The sequence below is a fragment of the Devosia sp. genome (genome assembly GCF_041917035.1).
GTDB lineage: Bacteria > Pseudomonadota > Alphaproteobacteria > Rhizobiales > Devosiaceae > Devosia_A.
Genome location: NZ_JAYRYM010000153.1, coordinates 1 through 9,347, shown reverse-complemented (window position 1 = coordinate 9,347; position 9,347 = coordinate 1). Strand labels below are relative to the sequence as shown.

The following is a 9,347-nucleotide window of genomic DNA, read 5'->3' as shown; positions in this document are numbered from 1 at the left end:
AGCGCAAGCGCCGCGGTTGCCGTACGAATGATACCCTTCATGATGTCTCCTCCGTTCTGGGGCGTGACGCTGCCCGGCGCCGCGACGCATTTGACCCGTCCAGGGTTCGCGGATGCTTCAGGATCGACGATGCGCAGGGGGAGCCTCGACCAGCCGATGCCGGCCCACATCCCGAAATTGCGGGGTGCACGGCAGGTCGGCCGATGGGACGGGGCGATCAGCTACGGGCGTGCTGGCGCCTCGACCGTCGCGATCGCGCCCCTGCAAACTGCAATAGCCGATCACACGCCTTACCGGCGATAGCAACGCAATGACGCCGACTGTTCGCCCGATCAGGGTGCTGCGGATGTGGATAGTGGACCAGGGCCCTAGACTTCTGAGCGGTCAACGCTCACCCATTGGCGATGGAACAAGACCTAGAGGTCAAGCTCATCGAGCGGCTCGGCGAGATTTGCCGCGCGGAAAAAACCTTGGACGACTGGCCCGGTTGGGCAGAGGAGGGTAGTTCCATCAATCCGCGACTTTTCTACCGAGCTGCAATGAAGGTGGACGGCGATCTCGGCTCGGTGTTTTTCCGGATTCACACCCCCAAACATGAAATGCACGGCGAGGTCTATGGGCAGGTGGAGGTGTTTATTGCCGGTGTGCCATCGTTGCTTAGGCTGGAACCCGTCGAGTGGAGGACTAGAGGACCTCATGACAATCCGCCGAACGCGCCGGCGGGCCACGCCATGAAGCGCTTGCTGGACCGGATGCACCCGTTTGAACTGAACCGCGATCGCGGCATTGGCGTGTTCCGCCAAACCGACAAAGGAGTTGCGTGCGAGCTACCGCGTGCAATCAATTCTTTCAGAGACTATCTTAGGCTGTGCGCCGAACGTTGGCGTTGCCCCGACATAGAGAGCATACCATCGCCACCATGGGAACCGAGATTAGTCTAGCCCACGATGACATGCAGGCCCTCGCCGACGATGTCGCGCGAGCGGTTGTGCACGCGTCGGCTTCGGAGACCTCCGCGTATGTGGCGGCGGGAGTTACGTATCCGAACGGGTCTGCTGCAGTGGCTCGAATTGACAGAGACGGCGAGGCGTTCTTCGTCTCCGATGATGGCAATGGTGCGCTGGCCGCCGAGCTGATGGGCGCCTCGTTTGCTTTTTCCAAGCTGGCTCCGGTAGTGGCGTCACGTACGGGAGTGGGCTTTGATCACGGGGCGTTCTTCGTTCTTCGCGTTGAGCGCGGGCAACTGCCCGGTGCAGTGATAGCGGTTCTGTCTGCGTCGGCGCGCACTGTCGAACGAAGCGCATACGCGGTGGAGCACGAACGCATTAGGCGTTCGCGACAGATGTTTGAGGAGCGTGTGCGCACCGCCTTCGGAGAAGCGGTGGCCTTCGATGTCCCGGTCCGTGGTGTCACCGCTGAATGGGAGTTTGACGCACTCGTTCGTACCGAGGGTGGTGGACTGTCCATTTTCGAGCACGTCAGTCCGGCCTATCCATCGATCGCTTCCGCAAACCTGAAGCTCGGCGATGTGCGTCGGCTCACCATGCCCCCGCGCACCACGGTGGTACTCGCCGACTACGAGGGAACGAAGCCCGAGTTTCGGTCCATCCTCGCCGCAACCTCCGATCGCGTGCTTTCTGCCAACGCCACTGCCAGCGCTTACCAGTCTGCCGCGTAGTTCCCGCCTCGTCTCACCCAAACTTCCAGCCGCGCTTGAACTGGTAGAACACGTGCAGGCCGATCTTGGTGTTCTTCTTCATCCGCGGGGCCCAGTGCGGGTAGACGTAGGTGGCGTGGTAGTGGGTCGAGTAGCCTACTTCGGTGAGGTATTCCTTGCCGGCGATGACGTCCTTGGCGATGGCCATGGCCTGGTCCCAGGCCTTCTTCTCGGTGACGCGCTCGGGGATGCCGTCGCAGGCGAAGGAGAACTGGCAGGCATTGCGCTTGTTCTGGTTCTGGAACACCACGCCGCAGATGGTGCCGGGATAGAGCCGGTGGGCGACGCGGTTCATCACCACCTGCCCCACCGCCACCTGGCCGCGGTAGCTCTCGCTGCGCGCCTCGAAATAGATCGCCGTGGCCATGCACCAGACCTCCTTGTCGGAGACCTTGGTGCCCGCCTTGTTGCGCACCGAGCCGTCGAACACGGTGGCCGGCAGGTCGGCGCGGGCATAGGCGAGCTTGCTCGACATGGTCCTGGGCAGCGGCACGCCGTCGGCGGTGCCGGCGAGGGCGTCGATGGCGTCGAGCGCCGGCGTGGTCAGGGCGGGATCGATGGCGGCGACGGCGATCGGCAGGCCGGCGGCCTCGACCGGCACGGCCTCGGGCGCCGCCGGCACCGGCAGCGCCGGCAGCTTCGGCTGGCGCAGCGCGGCGATGCGCTGGCGAATGCCCTCGAAGCCGGTGCTGAGCGCGATCACCTCGACCACCGGGCGCGCCCGGTCGGTCTTCAGCGCGCGGTTGGTGCCGGTAAAGCTCTGGCCCTCGAACAGGTGGTCGATCGAGCCGGTGATGATCAGGTCTTCGCCGACCTGCGAAAGGAGCGGGGTCGCGTCGGCCGCCTTGGCCGCGATGGCCGGCCGCGCGTTGTCGGGGGCGACGGCGGCATTGGTGAGCCCCAGGCTCGCGAGCACCGTCAGGGCCGCTGCCACCACCGTCCTGAGCCAGGCCAGTTCGTGGCGGACCCGGTTCGACGGGTTGGTCCGGTAGTGGGCCATCGGTACGCTTTACTATCCACGCGGGTACGCAACAAACGACGCCGGCATTCCAGTTAAACTGTGACGCAAATGCCGACGACCGGAATAATGCGGCCTTAGGGTTAGGGCGAGGTAAACGCGGGCCTATTGCGCCAGCGTCAGCCGCGCCACCGGCACGCGGTAGGGCGAGCAGCTGACATAATCCACCGCCAGACGGGCGAAGAACTCGAGCGAGGCCGGATCGCCCGCATGCTCGCCGCAGATGCCGATCTTCAGCGTCGGGTTGACGCGCTTGCCGCGCTCGATCGCCATCGAAATCATCTCGCCGACGCCCTTCTGGTCGAGCGTCACGAAGGGATCGAAGTCGTAGAGGCCCTTGCGCTGGTAGGCCGACAGGAACGCCGGCGCATCGTCGCGCGAGATACCGTAGGTGGTCTGCGTCAGGTCGTTCGTGCCGAACGAGAAGAAGTCGACATGCTCGGCAATCTCCTCGGCGCGCAGCACGGCGCGCGGCAGCTCGATCATGGTGCCGAACTGGAAGCGGTCGCGCGCCGCCTGCGGCAGCCCCGCCTGCGCGATCAGCGCGTAGACCTGCCGCTTCACCTCGACCACTTCGCTGACCGTCGAGACGAACGGCACCATCACTTCCAGCGTCACCGGTTCGGACTGGCGGGCCGAAGCGGCGCGCACGCCGGCGCACAGGGCCTCGATCTGCATCTTGAGGATTTCGGGGTAGGTGATGGCGATGCGCACGCCGCGATGCCCGAGCATGGGGTTGATCTCGGCGATCCGCTCGAGCCGCAGCCGCAGGGTGCGCACGGCAAGGCCGAGCGACTGCGCCGTCTCCTCGATATCCTCGTCGCTGCGCGGCAGGAACTCGTGCAGCGGCGGGTCGAACAGGCGCACCGTCACCGGCCGCCCGGCCATCGCCACGAAGATGCGCGAATAGTCGTCGGTCTGGAAATCGACGAGGCCGGTCAGCGCCTTGGCCCGATCCTCGGCATCTTCGGAGAGGATCAGCCGGCGCAGCGCCACCATGCGCTCGCGCGAAAAGAACATGTGCTCCGAACGCGCCAGCCCGATCCCCTCGGCGCCGAAGCTCAGCGCCGTGTTCACCGCCTCGACCGTCTCGGCATTGGCCCGGACCTTGACCTGCCGCGAGGCGTCGGACCAGTCGAGCAGCTGGCCCATGGCGCCGCCGATATGGGGCTGCGCCAGCGGCAGCGCGCCCTGGTAGACCGAACCGTCCGTGCCGTCGATGGTGATGCGGTCGCCGGCGCGGAACTCCTTGTCGCCCATCCGGCAGGTCAGTTCGGCGACGTTGACGCTCAGCGTCCGCACCCCGGCGACGCAGGGCTTGCCGGTGATGCGGGCCACCACGGCGGCGTGGCTGGTCATGCCGCCGCGTGCGGTCAGGATGCCGGTCGCCGCCTTCATCCCCTCGATGTCGGTCGGGCCGGTCTCGGTGACGACGAGGATGCAGTGCCGGCCGCGTGCCTTGAGGCGCGCCGCGTCCTCGGCGGTGAAGACGATCGCGCCGCTCGCCGCGCCCGGCGACACGCCCAGACCGGAGGCAACGAGGCCGGCCGCCTCGGGCGACTTGAGGCGCGGATGCAGCATCTGCTGCAGCCGGGCCGGATCGATATGCACCACCGCCTCCTGGCGCGACCAGCTGCCGCGCGCGACACGGTCGACGGCGGCCTCGAGTTCGGCCCCGGCCGAGGCCTGCACGACGCGGGCCGAGAGCAGTCGCACCGCCTCGCCCTCCACCGATACGAGGCAGGCGAGGTGCGTGCCGGCAACGGCATCCATGGTCTCGGCGAGGCGCTTGGCGGCTTCCGGCAGGGGGCCCGGCGCCGCCGTCCCGATCGGGGCCGGCCCGAGCGCCCCGCTCTGCAGGTCGCGGGCGAGGAAGAGCTCGAGCCGGCCCTCCGCCATCGCCTGCACGATGACGATCTGCCGCTCCGCCGCCACCGCTCCGGCCGGATAGGAGTCGAAGGCTTCGCTGATGGCCCGTCCGAGCGGCCGGGTGGGATCGACCGCCTCGGCCTCGCTGGCCGGGGCGGCAAGGCCCGGACGTCCGGGCATCAGCCCGGAGGAATGCGCCGCCGCCGAGGTGCGCACCACCAGTTGCGGCGGCCGCCCATCGCGCCCGACCAGGCGGAACAGCGTGGCCACCCAGTGGGTGCGCAGCCGGTCGCCATTGCTGCGGCGCTCCTCCTGCAGGGCCATCCAGGCGGCGCGGCTGATGGCGATGGTGGGGATCGCCGGCAGGCCCGCCTCGTAGGCGCGGCGCACCCAGTGCGCCTTGCCGACGAGCAGCACCTCCTGGGCCGCGGAAAGGTGCGCCTTGCCCGTAGCGGGCGCGACCGCGAACATTTCCACTGCCAGGGCCAACGAGGACACCATCCGATTGTCGCGCTCATATTGCCGGGCGCCTCCGGCTGTCGCAACACTTGACTTGTCGTGGCGCAGCAAGCATCTGCTTGCACATGCAAACACGGCCGCAGCTTGATATCACCCTGTGCGCCCCGCGCGGCTTCTGTGCCGGCGTCGATCGCGCCATCCAGATCGTCGAACTGGCGCTCGAGCGCTACGGTGCCCCGGTCTATGTCCGCCATGCCATCGTGCACAACAAGTATGTGGTCGATGGCCTGCGCCAGAAGGGCGCAGTGTTCGTCGAGGAGCTCGACGAGATCCCCGATACCGGCGCGCCGGTGGTGTTCTCCGCCCACGGCGTGCCCAGGTCGGTGCCCGAGGACGCGCGGACACGCGACATGTTCTTTCTCGATGCCACCTGCCCGCTGGTCTCCAAGGTACACATCGAGGCCAACCGTCACTTCGCCGAGGGCCGCGAGATCGTCCTGATCGGCCATGCCGGCCACGTCGAGGTGATCGGCACCATGGGGCAATTGCCCGAGGGCGCCATCACGCTGATCCAGACGGTCGAGGATGCCGAGGCGTTCGCCCCGCGCGATCCGGGAAAGCTCGCCTATGTGACGCAGACGACGTTGAGCGTCGACGACACCTCGGCCATCGTCGAGGTGCTGCGCCGGCGCTTCCCGGCGGTCGCGCTGCCGCACAAGGAAGACATCTGCTACGCCACCACCAACCGGCAGGAAGAGGTCAAGCGCGTCGCGCCGCTGGTCGATGCGATGATCGTCGTGGGTGCGCCCGAGTCCTCCAATTCGGTGCGTCTCGTCGAGGTGGCGCAGCGCGCCGGCTGCGCCAATGCGGCGCTGGTCGAGCGCGCCGACCTCATCGACTGGTCGCGCTTTGCCGGCATCTCGCGCCTCGGCATCACCGCCGGCGCGTCGGCTCCCGAGACGCTGGTCGACGAGGTGGTCGAGGCCTTCGCGCAGCGCTTCGACATCCGGGTGTCGGCCAGCGGGGCGCAGCGGGAGACCATCGTCTTCAACCTGCCCCGCGAACTGAGGACGCAGCCCGCAGCATGACCGACCTGACGCTTCTCGAGACCGACCGGCTGGTGCTCTCCGGCTGGCGGGCGGACCAGATCGGCGATCTCTACCGCCTGCACGGCGACCCGGTGGTGGCGCGCTACCTCACCGAGCACGGCCGGCCGTGGACGACGGCGGAGATGGATGCCGCCCTCGCCCACTGGATCGAGCTGTTCGACCGGCTGAAGATGGGCAAGCTGCGGGTCACCCGCAAGGCGGATGGCGTGCTCGTCGGGCGCTGCGGCTTCGGCGTCTACGGGCCCGACGAGGTGCCCGAGATCGGCTATTCGCTCTATCCCGAGTTCTGGGGCAACGGCTACGTCTTCGAGGCGGCGAGCGCATTGCGCGACTGGTACTGGCGCGAGACCGACCGCGATCACTTCATCGGCCTCGCCGACGTGCGCAACGAGAACTCGCTCAAGGTGCTGCGCAAGCTGGGCGGCGTCTACACCCACACCGGCGACAACGATCACGGCCACCACTGCGAGTGGTATCGCTACGACCGTCCGGCGGCGGTCGGCGCAGGCTCGTGAGCCGAAGTCCGTGAGCCACGTCACCATCCATACCGACGGCGCCTGCTCGGGCAATCCCGGTCCGGGCGGCTGGGGCGCGGTGCTGCAATATGGCGAGACGGTCAAGGAGCTGAAGGGCGGCGCTTCGCTCACCACCAACAACCAGATGGAGCTGACCGCCGCCATCGAGGCGCTGAACGCGCTGAAGCGCCCCTGCGACATCGAACTGCATACCGACAGCAGCTACGTCAAGGACGGGCTGACCAAGTGGATCCACGGCTGGAAGAAGAACGGCTGGCGCACCGCCGACAAGAAGCCGGTCAAGAATGTCGAGCTCTGGCAGGCGCTCGACGCCGCCACGCAGCGCCACACGATCAACTGGCACTGGGTCAAGGGCCACAATGGCGACGAGATGAACGAGCGCGCCGACCAGCTCGCCAACGAGGGCATGGCGCCGTTCAAGCCCGCCCGCAACCGCCCCGACGGCCTCATGCCGCCGGTCTAGGCTGTCTCCGGCGCCCGGGTGTCCTTGGCATTCCCGCCGGACTGCGCCACACTCGCGGCATGCGCGTCCCGCTCCTCGTCGCCCTCGTCCTCTTCGCCACTCCCGCCCTGGCGCAGTTTCCGCCGCCCGGCGTCTATGCGTGCGTCGCTGCGGATGGGGCGCCGTTCGGCGAACTCACCCTGCTCGTTGCCGGAGACTATGCGTTCACCGCGGCCGGCGGTTCGTCCGGCTCGGGCCAGGTGGCCTCCGCCGGCACGGACATCAACCCGTTGAGCGGTCCGCTGCGCGAACTCGGCCTCGGCGGCGCCTTCGGCACGGACGAGGCCGGCCGGACGCTGTTCCGCTTCACCGGGCGCGACGGGCTCGTCGTCACCTGCAGCTGATACGACAGCCGGCACGAGCGGTGTCCCTCGCGACTATTTCGGCTCTGCAAGCTTCCGCGACTCTTGAGCTTGCACTAGCCTCCCCCCGGGTCACGTACAATTGCGCTCATTGCCAGCGAAACAGATAGGGGGCACGTCGTGGGTGTTTCTGTGTTCATGCATTCGGTTCGCCTGGTCCTCGGGGACTGGCGCAATGCCTTGCGGCTCTCGGGCCTGTTGTACCTCATCTACGCCATACCGAGCCTCATCCTCGGCCTGATGTTCCCGACCGGGCGCAATCAGGTGGTCGATCCCGAGGCGGCGCTGGCCATGGCGCCGGTTGCCGTCGCCACCGGCATCCTCGCGCTCGTCGCCTTCGTCTGGATCGCGGTTGCCTGGCACCGCTACGTGCTGCTCGATGAGCAGCCGCAGGGACAGTTCCCGGCCTTCGATGGCGGCCGGCTGTTCTCCTATGCGCTCCTGTCGCTCGGCATCGGCATCCTGTGCGTCATCACCGGGGTGGTCGTCGGGACCGTCGCCGGGCTGCTGGTGCTGGTCGCCCCGCCGCTGGCCTTCGTCGCCGGCGTGCTGGCGCTCGCGGCGGCGCTGATCGTCGGCTACCGGCTGGCGCCGGTGCTGCCGGCCAGCGCCATCGGCAAGCCGCTCACCTTCGGGGCCGCCTGGGAGGCGACCAAGGGGGCCAGCGGCGCCATCGTGGTTCTCGCCATCGTCTCGGCGATCGCCGCCCTCATCATCGATCTGCCGGCCATCCTGTTCGCATATGCCGGACCGCTCGGCCGGATCCTCAGCCTCATCTGGACGCTCGGCACGGACTGGGTGAAGATGCTGGTCGGGGTGAGCATCCTCACCACGCTCTACGGCCACTATGTCGAGGGCCGGGCCATCCCGCGCGCGTGACACGCGGCCCGGCCGATCATCCACAGGCCACGGGCGCAGCTGTTGATCGGCCCTGCCGCGCCTTGTGCGGCCGGGCCTCAGGCTCGACCATGGCTGCAGGATTCGTTCGGCGGAGCAGTGTACCATGCGTGAGATCGTCTGCGGCCCGCGATCGCCTCTCGAGGGACTTGCCGGGCTGCTGTCATCGTCCGGCGACCGGGCCGCCGGCGTGACGCGCCTCGCTGCACTCGCCGGTCTCGTGTTCTGCGCGGCGCTGCTGGGGCTGGCCAGCGGCTGGTGGGCGTTTCTCGTCGTCCCCGCCTACCTGATTGCCGTCGTGGTGATGATCCTCGCGACGCAACCGAGTCCCCTCCCCCGGCCGACCCGGCTGCTGCTTGGCATCGGCCTGCCTGCCCTGTCGCTCGGCCTCATCGTCTGGCTCGTCCGGTTGCTCGCCGGGGCCTAGGCCGCTACCGCGGGCCGGACGCGTCCGCCATCGCCTCGAGATCGCGGATCAGGTCGTGCCTTTCGCCGTCCGCAATGACGCCCACATGGCGCAGCCACCACCACATCACCAGCCGGTGGTGCAGCGTGTAGAACCACAGCGCGCCCGCCGGGTCCGGGTGATCGACGGACCCGTAGCCTGCGAGGATGTGCTGGGTCGAACCTGGCATCTCGTGCTCGGTGAAGAACAGGCTGCTGGCAAGGTCGGAGACGGCATCGGCGGCGCGGGCATTGCCGAAATCGATGAGCCCGGCCAGCCGCAGCTGGCCCGTGACATCGCGCTCCACGAGCACGTTGCCGGGATGCAGGTCATGGTGGGCAAAGACCGGACCGCGGCTCCAGGTCACGGCGTCGAAACGATCTGCGACGACGACCTCGAGTTTCTCCGCCAGGCCCGCGTCGGCGCCGTACCT

General features: G+C 68.1%; 10 protein-coding genes and 1 pseudogene. 8 read left to right on the top strand and 3 right to left on the bottom strand.

Features of this window, described 5'->3' with window-relative positions; all coding sequences use genetic code 11:
* The first annotated feature begins 398 nt into the window (after positions 1-398).
* Both ACE3TU_RS14985 and ACE3TU_RS14980 read left to right on the top strand, forming a co-directional pair.
* On the top strand, positions 399-941 hold the full coding sequence (locus ACE3TU_RS14985) for a hypothetical protein (protein ID WP_374625564.1): 543 nt from the start codon (positions 399-401) through the stop codon (positions 939-941).
* Between the two features lie 11 nt (positions 942-952).
* The gene (locus tag ACE3TU_RS14980) at positions 953-1,678 is read left to right on the top strand and encodes a hypothetical protein (RefSeq protein ID WP_374625562.1); all 726 of its coding nucleotides are present in this window, start codon (positions 953-955) and stop codon (positions 1,676-1,678) included.
* 13 nt (positions 1,679-1,691) lie between these two features.
* Here the strand turns inward: ACE3TU_RS14980 and ACE3TU_RS14975 are convergent.
* Both ACE3TU_RS14975 and ACE3TU_RS14970 read right to left on the bottom strand, forming a co-directional pair.
* Positions 1,692-2,105, bottom strand: a pseudogene (locus ACE3TU_RS14975) (cell wall hydrolase); the annotation flags it as partial.
* Between the two features lie 735 nt (positions 2,106-2,840).
* Positions 2,841-5,105 (bottom strand): putative PEP-binding protein, encoded by a 2,265-nt coding sequence (locus ACE3TU_RS14970; RefSeq protein WP_374625560.1) that lies wholly within the window; start codon positions 5,103-5,105, stop codon positions 2,841-2,843.
* A gap of 83 nt (positions 5,106-5,188) precedes the next feature.
* On the opposite strand from ACE3TU_RS14970, the gene ispH reads away from it, so the two are divergent.
* The 6 genes from ispH to ACE3TU_RS14940 all read left to right on the top strand — a co-directional run bounded on the left by ispH (position 5,189) and on the right by ACE3TU_RS14940 (position 8,896).
* On the top strand, positions 5,189-6,151 hold the full coding sequence (ispH, locus tag ACE3TU_RS14965) for a 4-hydroxy-3-methylbut-2-enyl diphosphate reductase (RefSeq protein ID WP_374625558.1): 963 nt from the start codon (positions 5,189-5,191) through the stop codon (positions 6,149-6,151).
* Entirely contained in the window at positions 6,148-6,687 is a 540-nt protein-coding gene (locus tag ACE3TU_RS14960; RefSeq protein ID WP_374625556.1) for a GNAT family N-acetyltransferase, read from the top strand. Before ispH ends, ACE3TU_RS14960 begins: the two co-directional genes overlap by 4 nt.
* Before the next feature lie 10 nt (positions 6,688-6,697).
* A complete protein-coding gene (gene rnhA, locus ACE3TU_RS14955; RefSeq protein WP_374625554.1) occupies positions 6,698-7,171 on the top strand; it encodes a ribonuclease HI in 474 nt (157 codons plus the stop codon).
* 59 nt (positions 7,172-7,230) lie between these two features.
* Complete coding sequence (locus tag ACE3TU_RS14950; RefSeq protein ID WP_374625552.1) at positions 7,231-7,554, top strand: hypothetical protein; 324 nt, start codon at positions 7,231-7,233, stop codon at positions 7,552-7,554.
* Positions 7,555-7,710: 156 nt separating this feature from the next.
* Positions 7,711-8,451 (top strand): hypothetical protein, encoded by a 741-nt coding sequence (locus ACE3TU_RS14945; RefSeq protein ID WP_374625551.1) that lies wholly within the window; start codon positions 7,711-7,713, stop codon positions 8,449-8,451.
* A 124-nt stretch (positions 8,452-8,575) separates the two neighbouring features.
* Entirely contained in the window at positions 8,576-8,896 is a 321-nt protein-coding gene (locus ACE3TU_RS14940; protein WP_374625549.1) for a hypothetical protein, read from the top strand.
* A gap of 4 nt (positions 8,897-8,900) precedes the next feature.
* On the opposite strand, the gene ACE3TU_RS14935 is transcribed toward ACE3TU_RS14940, so the two are convergent.
* The coding region (locus ACE3TU_RS14935; protein WP_374625547.1) for a phosphotransferase at positions 8,901-9,347 on the bottom strand (447 nt) is incomplete at its 5' end.

Coding starts and splice junctions, on each gene's coding strand:
- ACE3TU_RS14980 (WP_374625562.1), top strand. CDS start 953: ATGCAGGCCCTCGCCGACGATGTCGCGCGAGCGGTTGTGCACGCGTCG.
- ACE3TU_RS14970 (WP_374625560.1), bottom strand. CDS start 5,105: ATGGTGTCCTCGTTGGCCCTGGCAGTGGAAATGTTCGCGGTCGCGCCC.
- ispH (WP_374625558.1), top strand. CDS start 5,189: ATGCAAACACGGCCGCAGCTTGATATCACCCTGTGCGCCCCGCGCGGC.
- ACE3TU_RS14960 (WP_374625556.1), top strand. CDS start 6,148: ATGACCGACCTGACGCTTCTCGAGACCGACCGGCTGGTGCTCTCCGGC.
- ACE3TU_RS14950 (WP_374625552.1), top strand. CDS start 7,231: ATGCGCGTCCCGCTCCTCGTCGCCCTCGTCCTCTTCGCCACTCCCGCC.
- ACE3TU_RS14945 (WP_374625551.1), top strand. CDS start 7,711: ATGCATTCGGTTCGCCTGGTCCTCGGGGACTGGCGCAATGCCTTGCGG.
- ACE3TU_RS14940 (WP_374625549.1), top strand. CDS start 8,576: ATGCGTGAGATCGTCTGCGGCCCGCGATCGCCTCTCGAGGGACTTGCC.